Origin of the sequence: Paraburkholderia ginsengiterrae, from assembly GCF_001645125.1 — a bacterium.
GTDB lineage: Bacteria > Pseudomonadota > Gammaproteobacteria > Burkholderiales > Burkholderiaceae > Paraburkholderia > Paraburkholderia ginsengiterrae.
This window is the reverse complement of the sequence record NZ_LXKA01000121.1, coordinates 50,845-67,725: the sequence shown is the minus strand read 5'-3', so window position 1 is coordinate 67,725 and position 16,881 is coordinate 50,845. Positions and strand designations below refer to the sequence as shown.

Sequence of the window (16,881 nt, the reverse complement as noted above, 5' to 3'; positions counted from 1 at the left end):
AAAGCACTTTAGTGCATGTTTGCGTGTAAACCCTCACCTCGCAACGCCGGTCAGTTCACCTGCGTGTCTTCCGGCGATTCGGCTGCCAGCCTTGCGGCAAGGCGGTCGCGCAGTTGCAGGTAGGCGTCGGCGAGCGTTTTTTCGCTGGTGTCGAAGGTCATATCCGCGCGGCCGTACAGCTCGCCGCGCCCCGCGAGGATGCGCTTCAGGTCGTCCATTGCTTCCTTGTTGCCCGACATTGGCCGCAAGTCGCCTTGCGCGATCACGCGACGCATGTGTTCCTCGGGCGTGGCCTGCAACCACACCGTATAGCAGTGCGACAGCAGCGCGTTGAACGTGCCCGACTCCGATACCAGCCCGCCCGGCGACGCGATCACGGCGCGCTCATGCTCCTGAATCACCGCTTCAAGCGCGCGGTGCTCATAGCGGCGGTACGCGGCCGCGCCATACAGCGAATGAATCTCGGACGGCGGACAGCCGGCCAATTGCTCGATCACGCGCGTCAATTCGACGAACGGCACCTTGCGCTCCTGCGCCAGCATGCGCCCGAGGGTCGACTTGCCGGCGCCGCGCAGGCCGATCAGCGCGATCCGATCCTTGCGATGCGGATCGCGCGGCGCCTGCGCGAACATCTCGGCAAGCGTCATGCGGGCACGCTGCAAGGCCGCCTGATCGCGGCCTTGCAGCAGTTCGCGGATCAGCAGCCATTCGGCGGACGCCGTAGTTTCGTCGCCGATCACCTCGGCCAGCGAACAGTTCAAGGTGGTCGCGATCTGCCGCAGCACCAGCACCGACGCATTGCCCACGCCGGATTCCAGATTCGCCAGATGCCGCTCCGACAGGCCGGTTTCGGTCGCCAGCGTCTTGCGGGTCTTGCCGCGGCGCGCGCGCAGCAGCCGCACGCGCTCGCCCATGGCCGTCAGAAACGGATCGCGCTCGGTCCGCTCGGCGCGGCTTGGGTCTTCGTCGGCGGAATCGTCCAGCGGCGCGGGAGAGTAATTTTGGTTCATGTTTTACCGCCTCATGAGTGCGATAGATGTACTATAGTGCTTGACACAAGCTTGGTGAACAGTTAATTTTCGCCAAATATTGATCCAATAACAAACGCTGTCGAGATTTTCCGGCGGCGTCACGGAGATGGCGCGACAACGCGCATGCACTAAGGTGCCTGTGGCCTGCCAACGCGCCGATCTGGAGGTTTGCATGTCCCCACATGAATTCCAGCGTCTGATTGCCGGTGTCACCGCCCAACTCGCCGGCCGGCCGCTCGACGGCACGCTCGCGTCCTGGCTGAACGACACGTATCCGGCCGGCGGCGACACTTTCCGCGATCTCGCCGACGCATGCCGGACCGGCGTGGCCGAAGGGTGGCTGTGCAACCGCGAAGGCGGCGGCATTCGCTACGGCCGGATCTTCAAGGCCTTGCCCGAGACCCACGGCTTTTCCGTCGACGTGGTCGATATGAAAGATATTGCGGGCCCGCATCACGTTCATCCGCACGGCGAGATCGATCTGATCATGCCGCTCACCGAAGGCGCCACGTTCGACGGCCACCCGGCCGGTTGGTGCGTGTACGGCCCCGGCTCCGCGCATCGTCCGACAGTGGCGAACGGCCAAGCCCTGGTCCTTTATCTGCTGCCGCAAGGCGCAATCGAATTCACCCCTGCCTGAGATCCGCCATGACCGAACTATTGAAGAACTATGTGGGCGGCCAGTGGATCGCCGGCACCGGTGCGGGTGTGACGCTCACCGACCCGGTGACGGGCGAGGCGCTCGTACGCGTGTCGAGCGAGGGCCTCGATCTTCCGCAGGCGTTCAGTTTTGCCCGCGAACAGGGCGCCGCTTCGTGGCGCGCGTTGACCTATGCGCCGCGCGCCGCCCGCCTCGCCGACGTCGTCAAGCTGCTGCAAGCGAAACGCGAGGACTACTACGCGATCGCCACCGCGAACTCGGGCACCACCCGCAACGATTCCGCGGTCGATATCGACGGCGGCATTTTCACGCTGTCGTACTACGCGAAGCTCGGTACGTCGCTGGGTGACGTGCACGCGCTGCGTGACGGAAACGCCGTGTCGTTGAGCAAGGACCAAACGTTCAACGTGCAGCACGTGCTCACCCCGACACGCGGCGTCGCGCTCTTCATCAATGCGTTCAATTTCCCGTCGTGGGGCTTGTGGGAAAAGGCCGCGCCCGCCCTGCTTTCAGGCGTGCCGGTGATCGTCAAGCCCGCCACGGCGACCGCCTGGCTCACCCAGCGCATGGTCGCCGATGTAGTCGATGCCGGCATTCTGCCGGTCGGCGCGCTGTCGGTGATGTGCGGCAGCTCCGCGGGCCTGCTCGATCAGATTCAGGCCTACGACGTGGTGTCGTTCACGGGCTCCGCCGACACCGCCGCCACTTTGCGCGCGCACCCCGCCTTCGTGCAGCGCGGCGCGCGCCTGAATGTCGAAGCCGACAGTCTGAACAGCGCGATCCTCTGCGCCGACGCGGCACCCGACACACCCGCCTTCGATCTGTTCATCAAGGAGGTGGTGCGGGAAATGACCGTGAAATCCGGCCAGAAGTGCACGGCGATCCGCCGCGCGTTCGTGCCGGAGGCCATGCTCGAAGCCGTGCTCGACGCGCTCAAGGCAAAGCTCGCGAAGGTCCCCGTCGGCAATCCGCGCAACGACACCGTGCGCATGGGTTCGCTCGTGAGCCGCGAGCAATACGACAACGTGCTGGCCGGTATTGCCACGTTGCGCGAGGAAGCGGTGCTCGCGTACGACGGCTCGTCGGTACCGCTCGTCGATGCGGACTCGAACATCGCGGCTTGCGTCGCGCCACATCTGTTTGTGGTCAACGATCCGGATAACGCGACGCTCCTGCACGATGTCGAAGTGTTCGGTCCGGTAGCGAGCGTGGCGCCCTATCGCGTCGCCACCGCTGCCGATGCATTGCCCGAAGCACACGCAGTCGCCCTTGCGCGGCGCGGCCAGGGATCGCTCGTCGCCTCGATCTATTCGAACGATGAAGCGCATCTCGGCCGGCTTGCGCTGGAACTCGCCGATACGCACGGCCGCGTGCACGCCATCTCGCCTTCGGTCCAGCAGAGTCAAACCGGCCACGGCAACGTGATGCCGATGTCCCTGCATGGCGGACCGGGCCGCGCCGGCGGCGGCGAAGAACTCGGCGGCCTGCGCGCGCTGGGTTTCTATCATCGACGCTCGGCCATTCAGGCGGCGGGCGCCGCTATCGAGGCGCTGATACCCGCGACCCATTTGCCCACTGCCTAGCAAACGCCACACGAGCAACGAAAACATAAGCAAGCACCCGAGCATCGAGCGGATCACGAGCGCAAAACAGCCGGCCCGCGCACACCCGATGGAGGAGACACATGGAAGCCACGCTGGAAACGGCTGCGAGCCAGCCCGCGGTGACAGCCGAAGCGCCACCCGCGCAGTTCAATTTCGCGGCACACCTGTTCCGACTGAACGCAACGCGCGCCGGCAAGACCGCCTATATCGACGACAACGGCGCCACGACCTATGGCGAACTCGAAGAACGCGCGCGGCGCTTCGCGAGCGCGCTGCGCACGCTCGGCGTGCATCCCGAGGAGCGCATCCTGCTCGTGATGCTCGACAGCATCGCGCTGCCAGTCGCCTTTCTCGGCGCGCTGTATGCGGGTGTGGTGCCGGTGGTCGCGAACACGCTGCTCACCTCCGCAGACTACGTGTACATGCTCACCCACAGTCACGCGCGTGCGGTAATCGCTTCGGGCGCGCTGCTGCCGAACGTGACGCAAGCGTTGGATTCCGCCGAACATGACGGTTGCCAGTTGATCGTCTCGCAGCCGTGCGAAGGCGACCCGCGCACTGTGCCCGTGTTCGAAGCACTGATCGAGGCCGCCGCACCCGCCGTCAAATCCGCCTCGACCGGATGCGACGATATCGCCTTCTGGCTGTATTCGTCCGGCTCGACCGGCAAGCCGAAGGGCACGGTCCACACGCACGCTAACCTGTACTGGACCGCGGAGTTGTACGCGAAGCCGATACTCGGGATCGTCGAGAGCGATGTGGTGTTCTCGGCCGCGAAGCTGTTCTTTGCCTACGGTCTCGGCAACGGTCTGACGTTCCCGCTCTCGGTCGGCGCAACCGCGATTCTGATGGCCGAGCGCCCTACCGCCGACGCGATTTTTGCGCGCCTCGTGAAGCATCGGCCGACGGTGTTCTACGGCGTGCCGACGCTCTATGCGAACATGCTGGTGTCGCCCAATCTGCCCGCGCGCGCCGATGTCGCGATGCGCGTGTGCACGTCGGCCGGCGAAGCATTGCCACGTGAAATCGGCGAGCGGTTCACCGCGCACTTCGGCTGCGAGATTCTTGACGGCATAGGTTCGACTGAAATGCTGCACATCTTTCTGTCCAATCGCGTGGGCGCCGTCGAATACGGCACCACGGGCCGGCCGGTGCCGGGCTACGAAGTCGAATTGCGTGACGACGCCGGCCACGCGGTGCCCGATGGCGACGTCGGCGATCTGTATATCAAGGGGCCAAGCGCGGCCGTGATGTACTGGAACAATCGGGAGAAGTCGCGCGCCACCTTCCTGGGCGAATGGATTCGCAGCGGCGACAAGTACTGCCGGTTGCCGAACGGCTGCTATGTGTATGCCGGACGCAGCGACGACATGCTGAAAGTGAGCGGCCAGTATGTCTCGCCCGTCGAAGTGGAAATGGTCCTGGTGCAGCACAACGCGGTGCTCGAAGCGGCGGTGGTCGGCGTCGATCACGGCGGCCTCGTCAAAACGCGCGCATTCGTCGTGTTGAAGCAGGAATTCGCCGCGTCTGAGATACTCGCTGAAGAGTTGAAAGCCTTCGTCAAGGACCGGCTCGCGCCGCACAAGTATCCACGCGATATCGTGTTCGTCGACGATCTGCCGAAAACCGCTACCGGTAAGATCCAACGCTTCAAATTGCGCGAACAGTCATAAGGTGATTCATGCAGAACCCCGCCGCCGCCACTTCCGCCAGCGAGTTCGCTGAACTGCCCGCTACGGCGTCCCACGGGCCGTTGCGCATCGAATATCGTTGGGTGAACGAAACGGCCTGCGACGCACCAATCGCCGTCTTCCTGCATGAAGGGCTCGGCTCGATTTCGATGTGGCGCGACTGGCCGCAAGCGTTATGCGAGCGGCTCGGCATGCGCGGACTCGTCTATTCGCGGCCCGGCTATGGGCTTTCGACACCGCGCCCGCATGATGTGAAATGGCCTGTCGATTTCATGACGGCCCAGGCGCGCGATATTCTGCCCGCCTTGCTCGACGCGCTCGACATCGACCTGCCCGAACGCCGGAGCATGTGGCTGATCGGCCATAGCGACGGCGGCTCGATCACGTTGCTCTACGCCGCGCTCCATCCCGATGCATTGGCCGGCGCGGTGGCGATTGCCCCGCATGTGTTCGTCGAAGATATTTCGGTGGAAAGCATCGCGCAGACCAAACAACTTTACGAAACCACTGATCTGCGCGCCAAGCTCGGCCGCTATCACGCCGATGTCGATTCCGCGTTTTACGGCTGGAACGACATCTGGCTGAATCCCGCATTCCGGGATTGGACCATTACCTCGGAACTGGCGCCCATTCGCGTGCCGTTGCTCGCGGTGCAAGGCCATGACGATAACTACGGAACGATGGCGCAGATCGACACGATTGCCGACTGTGTGCCGCATGCGGAGCTGGTCAAGCTTGATGGCTGCGGACACTCGCCGCATCGTGATGCGCCGCAGGCGCTGAATGAGGCGATTGCCGCCTTCGTTTCGAAACAGAAATAGCCACACCGTTCAGGCCGAAACACCCAACGACTGCGCCACTCCGGCGCAGTTTTTGTTTGTGCCTGCGCCGCCGAATGTTAAATCCCAGCCGCGAAAGCGTCACGCCGCCGTCACATTGTTGGTGGCCGCCAAGCTCGTCATGCGGCCAAATTGGCGTCGCCAGTGAATTCCTCAAAAATCCACAACTCACCATTTGTTCACAAAAGTTACACAGGTAAGCGTTTATCCTTCGGCATCGCTGACCTGGGCACACGGATGCCCTGGCGCCCCTTCCCCGTGCCGGAGACGTTGCCATGTCCGTTGTGTCGAAGCCAACTTTCGCATTGCGCTGCAAACGTTTGGCAGGCGTGCTGGCTGCTGTGTCGCTCTGTGCGCTGACCGGTGCGTGCAGCGACGACGACAAGGCGCAGGACTCGAATACGATTAGCTCTACAAAAAATCAAGCCGGCAGCGGCAACGGCGCTGCGCTTCTGCCGACGAATCCGTCGTCTGCTTCAGCCACACCCGCCGCACTCACGATTCAAACCCCAGCACGACCCGCATCAAGCGCCGATCCGGCTTTGTCCGCGGCCGCGTCGAGGCCGCTCGCCACACCCGTCATCCACACCGTGGACTGAGTTCCCCGTCTCACGCGACGCGCGGGCGAGGCTCGCGCGCTGCGTGCAGGGTTCCTCTACTGAAGATCGAAAGCCGATACCATGACCTCAAAAAACCGCCGTGATTTTCTACGCTCCGCCGCGCATGCCGCCGGTTCCGCCACCGCGTTGAGCATGCTGCCGCTGGGCATTCGCAACGCGCTGGCTATTCCCGCCAACAACAAGACTGGCACGATCCGCGACGTAGAACACATCGTCGTGCTGATGCAGGAAAACCGCTCGTTCGACCACTACTTCGGCACGCTCAAGGGCGTGCGCGGTTTTGGCGACACCCGCGCGATCAATCTGCCGAACGGCAAGCCGGTGTGGTATCAGCCGCTCGCGGCGGATCTCGGCTACGTGCTGCCGTTCCATCCCACCGCGCCGAACCTGGGCCTGCAATTCCTGCAGGATCTCGCGCACGACTGGACCAGCACGCACGCGGCATGGAACGGCGGCCGCTACGATCAATGGGTGCCCGCCAAGGGCACGACGACGATGGCCTATCTCACGCGCGAGGACATCCCGTTTCACTATCAGCTCGCCGATGCTTTCACGATCTGCGACGCGTATCACTGCTCGCTGATGGGACCGACGGACCCGAACCGCTATTACATGTGGAGCGGCTGGGTGGGTAACGACGGTAACGGTGGCGGTCCGGTGATCAACAATGCCGAGGTGGGCTACGGCTGGTCGACGTATCCGGAAGTGCTGCAGAACGCCGGCATCTCGTGGAAGATCTATCAGGATATCGGTACCGGCCTGGACGCGAATGGGTCGTGGGGATGGACGCAGAACCCGTATATCGGCAACTACGGCGATAACTCGCTGCTCTACTTCAACCAGTATCGGAATGCGCAGCCGGGTAATCCGCTGTATGACAATGCGCGTACTGGGACGAATGCGGCGAAAGGTGATGGTTACTTCGATATTCTGAAGCGGGATGTGCAGAATAACGCGTTGCCGCAAGTGTCGTGGATCGTTGCGCCGGAAGCTTATTCGGAACATCCGAACTGGCCGTCGAATTATGGTGCGTGGTATATCGATCAGGTCTTGCAGATTCTGACGTCGAATCCAGAGGTGTGGAGCAAGACGGTGCTGCTGATCAACTATGACGAGAACGACGGATTCTTCGATCATATGGCGCCGCCGTTTGCGTCGGCGTCGAGCGCGAATGGTTTGTCTACCGTTGATACGGCGAACGAGATCTATCCGGGCGATTCGTCCAACCCTGCTGCTCCGTATGGGCTCGGTCCGCGTGTGCCGATGCTGGTGGTCTCGCCGTGGTCGAAAGGCGGTTATGTGTGCTCGGAACTGTTTGATCACACTTCGGTGATTCGTTTTATCGAAAAGCGCTTTGGGCATGATCACAATCTTGGCGAGTCGAATATCACGCCTTGGCGCCGTGCGGTGTGCGGTGATCTGATGTCGGCGTTTAACTTCAGCAATCCGAATGATGCTTTCCCGACGCTGCCGAGTACGAGCGGGTATGTACCGCCCGATCAGAACCGGCATACGGATTATGTGCCGCTGCCGCCGGTTTTGCAGGCTGTGCCGAAGCAGGAAGCTGGTGTGCGCCCTGCTCGGGCGCTGCCGTATGAGTTGTTTGTGCGTGTGCACGGTGAGGGAGCGGCTAACAAGCTCAGCATGCGTTTCGTCAATACGGGGCGCGCGGGTGCGGTGTTCCTCGTCTACGCCGCTCATAGTCTCGATGCGCCGCGTACTTATACGGTTGAAGCGGGTAAGCGTTTGCAGGATCAATTGCCGCTGAATGTGGATGGCAGCTACGACTTCACTGTGTATGGGCCGAATGGTTACCTACGCCGTTTTGCGGGGCGGCCGGTGGCGCGTAGCTGGTGGAATGGGTCGGATATTGCGCGGCCGGAAGTGGCTGAAGGCTACGATGTGTCGAATGGGAATTTGCAGCTACGGCTGGAGAACGTCGGTAGCGCGCATTGTGAGTTCACTATCGTCAATGCGTATGACCCGAGCAATGTGATCCGGCATTCAGTGCGCGGCGGTGATACTGAACAGCTTTATCTCGATCTTCGGAACGCGCATGGGTGGTATGACCTGGCTATTACGGTCGATACGGATCCGCTGTTCGCGCGGCGTTTGGCTGGGCATGTGGAGACTGGGAAGAGCAGTATGAGTGATCCGGCGCTGGGGGGGTAAGTTAGCTGGGTGTTTTGGGGTTAATAGGACGGCCGCTGCGGTGATACGCAGCGGCTGTTCTTTTTTGGTATTCGTATGCTGCGGCTGGTTCTTCATTGTGCGGCGCAGACCTGACATTTCATTGAATCAAGGCTTTGACCATCCGCCACGATGCCTGCCTTGTCATTCAAACAGCTGCTCCGAAAAACCCCGGACGCTCGCAGCGCTTCGATTCGCCGCGGACGTCTTGATCATCCAGCCAGAGAAGCATACAGTCAGCCAAATCCGTATCGTAAAGACGGCAACGAGACGAAGCCAATGTTCGAATAGGGGCCCGATGTTCGCTCCTATCGCTCTGACGAATACGGTCGAGACGATCCATCCTTGTATTGACTGACGCGTTCCAGATTACAAGAGGCCTTCGCGGAGTGGGTATGTGGACGGGCTGAATGAACTGTTGATCACACTGTATCGCAGCGTGCGCGAAGTTCCTCTCGAGGAGTTTCAGGAGCAGGCCGTCGTCCTCCTCAAAGCACTATTGCCTTTCGACGCTGCAAGGTGGGGTTCAGGCATCCGTGACGCGCAGGGCGTGGTGTTCCACTCGCCGTATCTTTACAACGACTCGCCTGACAGTTTGCAGGAATACGCGCCCGTTCGCGACCAGGACAGAGTGGCTTTCTACTGCCTTTCGAATCCTGGCGTCACAGTGAATTGCTACTTGCCAGAACAATCGCGACACTCAAAGGCTTTGGAAGCCTACGCGCTTCGCTATGGCCATGAGCAAGGCCTCATCACGGGATTCCACAACCCGCAGACCGGTACGCTGGCCTCGGTTTCGCTGTACCGGGCGTCGAAAGCCAGAGCCTTCTCCGAAGCCCAGCGTCAACTGATGCAAGCGGTCTTTCCGCATCTCCAGGAAGCGCTCAAGATTAGCCAGACGCTACAGGCCGAACGCTATCGCGAAGCCGGCGACGGACGGTGGAGCGTCGCCGTCGCCGATACAGGTGGTGTGCTGTGCTTTGCGGAACCACGATTTATTGCGGACCTGCAAACGGAATGGCCTGGCGCATCCGAACACGCGGTGCCACGAGCGCTCTTCCAACATCTACTCGCCGCTCCCCACCGGTCCTTCGTTGGACGGCGCATCCTCGTCACTCCGTTTTTTACGAAGCATTTGATATTTTTGAAAGCGCGGGCGCGCGAGGCACTCGACAATCTGACTCATCGGGAACGCGAAATCGCGGAGCTTGTGGCTGCCGGCCTCACGCACAAAGAGGTGGCAAAAACCCTGAAGATCTCCCCCGCGACCGTGAACAACCACTTGCGAGCGATTCATGAACGGGTGGGCGTGCACAACAATGCGGAACTGGCCGCACAGCTGCGGCACGCCAGGCCCTAGCTTCCCGACAGCTACGCTGACTGTGGTGGGGAGCGAATGCCAGCAGTCAATCGCTGTTCATCTTCTGGAGCGTATCCCGGATATTTTTGGCATTAAGTTCCTTGATGTACACGTTCCCCTTAGTGGGATCGTCGTCGCAGGATGCATCCAGTTGCACCCATTCCTTTGACGGTGGCTTGGTACTTTCGCATCTCACGATCTTCCCGCCCTGGCAGAAATTCTCACCGAAGGTGTGCGTTCCATTCGGTACTTCAGCCTGGTAAAAGACAAAACCGCAGTTGGGCGGAAGTCCTTTCGGCTCCTCCTTTTGCGAGGATGCCGACGAAATGGATGCTTGCGGGGCTTTCCCGGCCGAGCGCTGCGTTCCCGACGCCGCAGGCGCTGGCTTTGCAGATGCCGTCGCGCTGCGCTTGCTGTCGCGACATTGGGCAGAGAGCTTCTGAAACTCGTCCGGGCTATCAATAGCCATGTTCGCGGCATCACCCGAAGACAGAATAGCGCAGGAATCCGCCGCTTTGACCGTTGTGGCGCCGCCCGACGCCAGCACTCCTGCCACTACGAGGACCAGGCGATATTCGATTTTCATTTCACCACATCCCGTTGCGTGCGAAGCACTGCATCTCCGCAGCCAGCGCGTGATTGGCAACCGCCCCCATCAGCCCGACCGCCGCAGCACAGGCGCTGCTGCCGGCCACTCCATCGCATTCGAGATTCGGGTCGACATGCGGGCCGTTAAGTTCGCGAAGTACTTCGTCAGCCGAACTATCCGATATGGACACCGATACAAAGGTGTTCGACGCCTCTTTGGCAGACTGCAGATCCTGGTTGGCCTGCTCCATTTCGGCTGACACCGCGTCCTCGGGAGAACTCCCTTTGGACTTGGCTTCCGCTATCGCGTCGGATACTCTCGTCGAGTAGATGGCCTGCTCGACTTGCTGCAACGATGGGTCAGTAAAACTTGGAAAGCGTGCCCGCAGGTACGATAGATTTTCGTGGCAACCGCCCGCGAGCACTTGGCCAGACACGGCCATCAAACAAACGAAGCAGATCCGGATACCGGTTATCCGCGCGGGACGGCATTCGGAGCCTGAGAGGTGAGGCGAGTCCATGGTGATTCTCCGTTACGAGGCACAAAGCGTTACTCTGGTTGGCAACCGCCTCGATGAAGACGCGCAGTTGTCGAAGTCAGAGTAGGTTTCGGCGATCGAAACGGGAATGATCAAAATTGACTAGGCGTCGGGTGAATCAACGGGGCGGAGAACAACCGGGAGGTCTTCTATCCACGCCCGCGCGCGCGAGCCCATAGCATCTGGAAAGCGGTCGCCAAGGCCGCGAAGGTCACCACGAACCAGCAGTCCGCTTCGGGTCGAAACACATCCGCCGAACCACCGCTATCGTCATACAAATGCAGGGCGCCGCGCAGCGCTCGCCGCCGCAAAACGAACCACTATTTCCGCCTCCACTGAAAAACCAGCACCATCCCAAGAAATCACGCCACCGCCCAGCGCCCCGTCCCACACGGTACTCGCGACGCTGCTTAGCCACGCGAAGGCTTCCTCCCTCAAGTCTGCACCGCACAAGCCGTATACCTCCTGTGAGGCCCCCGCCGCATCAACTCCATCCGTTCCACCGCTCACCCCAAGAAACCCCCGCCATGTTCACCTCAATCCGCGCGCGCATCGTCGCCCTGTGCGTAGCTATCGTCGTAGTCGCGCTCGCCGTCAACGCCACGCTCAACTACGTCGTCGCCAACTCGTACAACGCCGATGCCATCGAAAGCAGCCTGAACGCAGTGGAAAGCGGTCACGTGGACGGCATCAGCGACTGGATCGCCACCCACAGCCAGATGATCGACTCGTTGCAGGACGCGGTGCTGCAACCCGAACCGCTCACCGCGTTGAAGCAGGTCGCCGCCGCCGGGAAGTTCATCAACGTGTACGTCGGCTATGCGGACAAGACCTGGAAGTTCACCGACCCGACCGGCATTCCGCCCGACTATGATCCGACCGGCCGCCCGTGGTACAAGCAGGCCGTCGCCGCCGGCAAGCCGGTCGTGACGCCGCCGTATGTGGACATGGGCACGGGCAAGCTGGTGGTCTCGTTCGCCGTCCCGGTGGTGCGCGATGGCGCGGTGAAGGCCGTCGTCTCAAGCGACGTGACCATGGACACCGTCATCGCCAACGTCAAGGCGATTCACCCCACCCCCGCGAGCTTCGGCATGCTGATCGACGCGAGCGGCCACATCGTCGCGCACCCGGATGCGAAACTGACCTTGAAACCGGTCTCGGAGCTGGTGCCCGCCCTAACCAGCGACAAGCTCGCCGCCCTCCTCACCGCCGACCATCCCGTCGAAGCGGACATAAACAGCAGCACAAAACTCCTGCGCGCGCAGGCGATTCCCGGCACCGACTGGTACGCGGTCGTCGCCCTCGACAAAGCCGAAGCCACCGCCGGCATGCGTTCGCTGCTGACCTCCTCGGTGATCGCGCTGATCGTGATTGCCGGCATCGCCGCCGCGATCGTCGCAGCCGTCACTGCCGTGTCGTTCAAGCGTCTGTCGGCAGTGCGCGACGCCATGGACGCCATCGGCTCCGGCGAAGGCGATCTGACACAACGCCTGCCCGCGGTCGGTCAAGACGAAGTCGCGCAGATCGCGCGCTCGTTCAATACCTTCATCGACAAACTCAGCCACGTGATGCGCCAGATTCGCGACGCCAGCGACTCCGTGCGCGTGGCCGCGAATGAAATCGCCGCCGGCAACGTCGATCTGTCGGGCCGCACGGAATCGGCGGCGGCGAGCTTGCAGCAAACCGCTGCGTCGATGGAAGAAATCACCTCGACGGTCACGCAATCGGCAAGCTCGGCACGCCAGGCCGACGATACCGCCGTGTCCGCCTCGCAGGTCGCCTCGCGCGGCGGCGTCGTGATCTCCGAAGTGATCACGACGATGGGCGAGATCCAGCACGCGTCGGTGAAAATCTCCGACATTATCGGCGTGATCGACGGCATTGCGTTCCAGACCAACATCCTCGCGTTGAACGCCGCGGTGGAAGCCGCGCGCGCGGGCGAACAGGGCCGCGGTTTCGCGGTGGTGGCCGGCGAAGTGCGCAGCCTCGCGCAACGCAGCGCGCAGGCGGCGAAGGAAATCAAGGCGCTGATCGAAGCGACCGTGGCGAGCGTGACGTCGGGTTCGGGCCAGGTGCGCCAGGCCGGCGAGACGATGACGGAGATCGTCAGCAACGTCGCCAACGTGACCACCATCATTTCCGAAATCACGCAGGCAGCCAACGAGCAGACGCGCGGCATTCAGGAAGTCAACCGCGCGGTCAGCCAGCTCGACGAGATGGTTCAGCAGAACGCGGCGCTGGTCGAGGAATCCACAGCGGCCGCGGCAGCGTTGCAAAATCAGGCGATGAGCCTCGCAGGCGCGGTCGCGCAATTCAAGCTGGACTAATAAGCGCAATAGCCGGGGCAACACCGTGACGTTCTATAGAAATCTGAAGATCGCCGTTAAGTTGGCGCTGCTCGGCGCGGTGCTGCTCGCTGCGACGATGATCGTGGGCCTGGAAGGCTGGCGCGCGTTGTCGAATACGCATGCGCTGCAAATCGAGTCCGCGCAGACGCTCAGCCAGTATGCGCAAGCCGCCGACACGGCGCGCGTCGCTCAGGTCGAGTTCAAGAAACAGGTGCAGGAATGGAAGGACCTGCTGCTGCGCGGCGCCGATCCGGCTGCATTTGCCAAGTACCGTGGCGCCTTCGGCAAGGAAAGCGACACGACGCACGCCGCCCTGCTGCGCCTGAAGGATCAGTTGAGCGCACTGGGTGCCAACGTCGACGGTGTCGATAACGCAATCGCCACCCACGCCTCGCTGCAAGACAGCTACCTCGACGCGCTCAAAAACTACGACGCCGCCGATCCGAACACCGCGCACGTGGTGGACGGTCTCGTCAAAGGCATCGACCGCGCCCCCACCACCGCGATCGACGGCATCGTCGCCGCCGTCATGCAGCAGGCGCAGGAGTCCAACGAACGCACGCGCGAAGCCGCCGAGCGTGCGTACACGATTGCCTCGGTGCTGCTGCTGACGGTCGTGACCGCGTCGCTTGGCGTCGGCGCGTTTGCGGTCTGGTTTCTCAGCCGCAGCATCACAGTGCCGGTCAGGCAGGCGGTCGGCGTCGCGCAAGCGGTCGCGGCTGGCGATCTGCGTGCCGACGTGGAAGTCGTGAGCCAGGACGAAACCGGCCAGTTGCTCCTCGCGTTGAACGACATGAATCATCGCTTGCGGCATATCGTCAGCGAGATTCGTGAAGGCGCGCATACGATTTCGACGGCCACGCAGGAAATCGCCGCGGGCAATCTCGACCTGTCCGCGCGCACGGAACAGCAGGCGGCGTCGCTCGAAGAAACCGCTGCCTCGATGCAGCATTTCACGGATTCGGTTCAGCGCAACGCCGCCAACGCGCGCGAAGCCACCGCGCTCGCGCAAACGGCGGCGCAAGCCGCGCGCGAAGGCGGCACCGTCATGAGCGATGCCGTGCGCACGATGGGTCAGATCAACGAGTCTTCCAGGCGCATCGTCGACATCATCGCGGTGGTGGAAGCGATCGCGGCGCAGACCAATATTCTTGCGCTCAACGCGGCGGTCGAGGCCGCACGCGCCGGCACGCAAGGGCGCGGTTTCGCCGTGGTGGCAAGCGAAGTGCGCAGTCTCGCGCAACGTTCCGCCGACGCCGCACACGAGATCAAGACGCTGATTCGCGAGTCGGCCGCCACCATCGACGCCGGCACGCAACTGATTCATCACGCGAGCCACACCATGAACGGCGTGGTGGAAAGCGCCGGCAGCGTGACGCGCATCGTCGAATCGATCGCGACGGCGAGCGTCGATCAGGCAACGGGGATTGCGGAAGTGAACGATGCCGTCACGCAGATGGATCAGGTGACGCAAAGCAACGCGGCGCTTGTCGAGCAGGCGGCCGCGGCGGCGGATGCGGTGCAGAGCAAGGCGTCGGGACTCGTGCAGAGCGTGAGTTTCTTCCGGCTGGGCGCCGCGGCCTGAAGAACCGGCGCCGTGCTTCTGTGCACGGCGCTTCGATCAGGCTGCGTGCGCGCGGCGTGCAATGCGCCGCTTAACGCTTAGCGCTTAACACTTAACTCTCGAAGTCGAGCCCGCCGATCAAAGCCACAGGATCGGCCTGGGTGTGCGCCACAAAATCCAGTTCGCGCGCACGCGTCCATGCCGCGAGCTTGCGCGGCAGCGCGGCGAGATAGCCGGCGAAACGCGCCGGCCCCTCCGCCCCCATCAGTCTTTCGATCTCGTCGCTGTCCCAGGTCAGGTACAGATTCAGCGGATGCGGATACTGCCCCAAGCCTTCAACGGGCGACGCATGAATCCGCACGCGCGTGGGATGCCCGTGGCCGCCGTACGGCAGCACGTCGGTATGCACGGTGGTAGCGAAGCACGCGGCAATCGCCTCGGCGATACGAGGCGCAAACTGCTCATCAAAACGAGTGGCACTCTCAGGACGCATCCATGTCTCCGGCGTTATGCGCGATCAGCGAAGCATCGTAGCATGCGCTAATCCGGCTGTTTCGCTCGATGCCCGGCACGCCGGCGCAGCACAAAACCGACGAGCGCGGCAAACGCGGCGGTCGCCGCATAGCCGGCAAAGCGAATCGCCGTTTCGGACGGTAAGCGTGAGATCAGAACAACCACTATGGCGAGTGCCAGCACGGCAAGCAGTCCGATGATCCCTTTCATCTCATGTCTCCCCGACCCCTTTTGTGAAACAGCCCCTGCCTTATTGTCAAAGCATATTCAAGCGAGGCGCAATTAGCGTTTATCGCAAGCGAGTCAGGGTCAGGGTCAAGGTCGGGGTCAGGCAGCGTCCCCTCGCCCGCTGCCGTGTGCCTGCTGAAGAATGAATTCGATGAACGTCGCAGCCGCACGCGTGTGATGCCGGTTCGGCATGTACACCATATACATGTGCGTGCCGTAGATGCTGAGCCGCCATTCGTCGAGCGTGGTCACCACCTCGCCGCGGCGCAGATCGTCCTGCACCACGTAGTCCGGCACGAGCCCCACGCCGAGACCCGCGAGCACCGCCTGGCGAAGGAACAGAAAATTCTCGGAGATGATGGCCGGCTCCAGCAGCACCTCGTGCCGCTCGTCGCGCAAGTAGGCGGCAAGGCGCAACTGCTTGCCGACCACTGTCGCCGTAATCAGCGGCGCCGTGCGCAGGTCGTCCAGCTGGAGCGGCATGCCGTGCTGCTCGGCAAAGGCCTGCGACGCGCACGCCACGTACCGCACCGGCCCCATGTCGCGCGCGACCAGATTTTCCGGCGGCTCGGACATCACGCGCACCGCGATATCGACCTCGTCGCGCACGAGATCCTCGACGCGGTTCTCGAACACCACGTCCAGCACGATTTCCGGATAAAGCCGCTTGAACGCGATCAGCCAATCCGACATGACCAGCTGCCCGTAGCCGCTCGGCACACTCAGGCGGACGCGCCCTCGCAGACTCTGGCCGAGCGCCGTGACGGATTCGCGCGCCGCGAGCAGCGCATTCTGGATCGTGCGGCCGTGCTCGTAGAGCTCGAGTCCGATTTCGGTCGGCTCGACGCGGCGCGTGGTGCGCCTGACCAGTTGCAGCCCGATCGACCGTTCCAGCTGGTTCAGGTGGTAGCTCACGTTCGCGCGGCTCATCTTCAGGCGGCGTGCGGCTTCGCTGAGGTTGCCCGCGTCCAGGATGTCCACCAGCAAGGTCAGGGAATTGACGTCCATGGCGCCGCCTTTGTCAAAGAAACTTTGACAGTCTGTCAACGGTTCATGTGATTGTCAATAAACCTTGACCGAACCACAATCGCAGAATCCGCCAGAC

The 16,881-nt window shown here is 62.5% G+C and carries 15 protein-coding genes; 9 read left to right on the top strand and 6 right to left on the bottom strand.

Features of this window, described 5'->3' with window-relative positions; translation table 11 throughout:
• Positions 1–50 precede the first annotated feature (50 nt).
• Positions 51–1,010, bottom strand: a complete 960-nt coding sequence (locus A6V37_RS10680; protein WP_064285979.1) for a helix-turn-helix transcriptional regulator — start codon at positions 1,008–1,010, stop codon at positions 51–53.
• Between the two features lie 193 nt (positions 1,011–1,203).
• On the opposite strand from A6V37_RS10680, the gene A6V37_RS10675 reads away from it, so the two are divergent.
• From A6V37_RS10675 to A6V37_RS10645, 7 genes are all read left to right on the top strand, one after another.
• A complete protein-coding gene (locus A6V37_RS10675) occupies positions 1,204–1,671 on the top strand; it encodes a DUF4863 family protein (protein WP_064268112.1) in 468 nt (155 codons plus the stop codon).
• An 8-nt stretch (positions 1,672–1,679) separates the two neighbouring features.
• Positions 1,680–3,275 (top strand): 3,4-dehydroadipyl-CoA semialdehyde dehydrogenase, encoded by a 1,596-nt coding sequence (locus A6V37_RS10670; protein WP_064285978.1) that lies wholly within the window; start codon positions 1,680–1,682, stop codon positions 3,273–3,275.
• 101 nt (positions 3,276–3,376) lie between these two features.
• On the top strand, positions 3,377–4,969 hold the full coding sequence (locus tag A6V37_RS10665) for a benzoate-CoA ligase family protein (protein WP_064268114.1): 1,593 nt from the start codon (positions 3,377–3,379) through the stop codon (positions 4,967–4,969).
• A gap of 8 nt (positions 4,970–4,977) precedes the next feature.
• Positions 4,978–5,808, top strand: a complete 831-nt coding sequence (locus A6V37_RS10660) for an alpha/beta fold hydrolase (protein WP_064268115.1) — start codon at positions 4,978–4,980, stop codon at positions 5,806–5,808.
• A gap of 293 nt (positions 5,809–6,101) precedes the next feature.
• Positions 6,102–6,425, top strand: coding sequence for a hypothetical protein (locus tag A6V37_RS10655; protein ID WP_064268116.1), 324 nt, complete (start codon positions 6,102–6,104; stop codon positions 6,423–6,425).
• A gap of 81 nt (positions 6,426–6,506) precedes the next feature.
• Positions 6,507–8,618 (top strand): phosphocholine-specific phospholipase C, encoded by a 2,112-nt coding sequence (locus tag A6V37_RS10650; protein ID WP_064268117.1) that lies wholly within the window; start codon positions 6,507–6,509, stop codon positions 8,616–8,618.
• Positions 8,619–9,033: 415 nt separating this feature from the next.
• Positions 9,034–9,996 carry a helix-turn-helix transcriptional regulator gene (locus tag A6V37_RS10645; protein ID WP_064268118.1) on the top strand — a complete coding sequence of 321 codons (963 nt, stop codon included), beginning with the start codon at positions 9,034–9,036 and terminating at the stop codon, positions 9,994–9,996.
• Between the two features lie 46 nt (positions 9,997–10,042).
• Here A6V37_RS10645 and A6V37_RS10640 read toward each other — a convergent pair whose 3' ends face one another.
• Positions 10,043–10,582 (bottom strand): hypothetical protein, encoded by a 540-nt coding sequence (locus A6V37_RS10640; RefSeq protein ID WP_064268119.1) that lies wholly within the window; start codon positions 10,580–10,582, stop codon positions 10,043–10,045.
• Between the two features lies 1 nt (position 10,583).
• Complete coding sequence (locus tag A6V37_RS10635; protein WP_064268120.1) at positions 10,584–11,105, bottom strand: hypothetical protein; 522 nt, start codon at positions 11,103–11,105, stop codon at positions 10,584–10,586.
• 545 nt (positions 11,106–11,650) lie between these two features.
• Here A6V37_RS10635 and A6V37_RS10630 point away from each other — a divergent pair.
• Both A6V37_RS10630 and A6V37_RS10625 read left to right on the top strand, forming a co-directional pair.
• Positions 11,651–13,450, top strand: coding sequence for a methyl-accepting chemotaxis protein (locus tag A6V37_RS10630; protein WP_064285977.1), 1,800 nt, complete (start codon positions 11,651–11,653; stop codon positions 13,448–13,450).
• A 25-nt stretch (positions 13,451–13,475) separates the two neighbouring features.
• On the top strand, positions 13,476–15,056 hold the full coding sequence (locus A6V37_RS10625) for a methyl-accepting chemotaxis protein (protein WP_064268122.1): 1,581 nt from the start codon (positions 13,476–13,478) through the stop codon (positions 15,054–15,056).
• A gap of 91 nt (positions 15,057–15,147) precedes the next feature.
• Here A6V37_RS10625 and A6V37_RS10620 read toward each other — a convergent pair whose 3' ends face one another.
• The 3 genes from A6V37_RS10620 to A6V37_RS10610 form a co-directional block, all read right to left on the bottom strand.
• Entirely contained in the window at positions 15,148–15,528 is a 381-nt protein-coding gene (locus tag A6V37_RS10620; RefSeq protein ID WP_064268123.1) for a DUF5594 family protein, read from the bottom strand.
• Positions 15,529–15,575: 47 nt separating this feature from the next.
• On the bottom strand, positions 15,576–15,758 hold the full coding sequence (locus A6V37_RS10615; protein ID WP_064268124.1) for a hypothetical protein: 183 nt from the start codon (positions 15,756–15,758) through the stop codon (positions 15,576–15,578).
• Between the two features lie 117 nt (positions 15,759–15,875).
• A complete protein-coding gene (locus A6V37_RS10610) occupies positions 15,876–16,784 on the bottom strand; it encodes a LysR family transcriptional regulator (RefSeq protein WP_064268125.1) in 909 nt (302 codons plus the stop codon).
• Positions 16,785–16,881 lie beyond the last annotated feature (97 nt).